Genomic DNA, 583 nt, shown 5'->3' with positions numbered 1-583 from the left:
CGGCCCGCACCCCGCGTGGGAGCTGACCGTCGGTGACCTGCAGGACAACCTGTCGGACACCGACGTGGACCGGGTCATCCTCGACATGCTCGCCCCGTGGGAGTGCCTGGAGGCCGTCTCCAAGGCCCTGGTGCCCGGCGGCATCCTGTGCGCGTACGTGGCCACCACGACCCAGCTCGCCCGCACCGTCGAGGCGATCAGGGAGCACGGGACCTTCAACGAGCCCTCCGCCTGGGAGACCATGGTCCGCACCTGGCACGTGGAGGGTCTGGCCGTGCGCCCCGACCACCGCATGATCGGGCACACCGGCTTCCTGCTCACCGCGCGCCGCCTGGCCGACGGCGTCGAGCCGCCGCTGCGCCGCCGCCGCCCGGCCAAGGGCGCCTACGGCGAGGACTACACCGGCCCCGGCCGGGGTCAGTCCGGCGGCGCCACGAGCGCGTCGGACAGCCCGACCACCGAGCCCCCCGCCACGAGCGAGTAACCGCCACCGCACGGCACCCCGGTCTCGCTCCGGCACCACCCGTAACCCGTACGTCCCGCGCACCACGCGCCACCGTACGCAGCGCGAACCACCCGGCGC

The 583-nt window shown here is 74.8% G+C and carries 1 pseudogene; it reads left to right on the top strand.

What is annotated here, in order from left to right:
• Window positions 1-484 (top strand): annotated as a pseudogene (locus KUM32_RS42635) (tRNA (adenine-N1)-methyltransferase); the annotation flags it as partial.
• Window positions 485-583: the final 99 nt, after the last annotated feature.

The organism is Streptomyces sp. AC627_RSS907, assembly GCF_019049165.1.
This window is presented reverse-complemented; position numbering and strand designations above follow the sequence as displayed.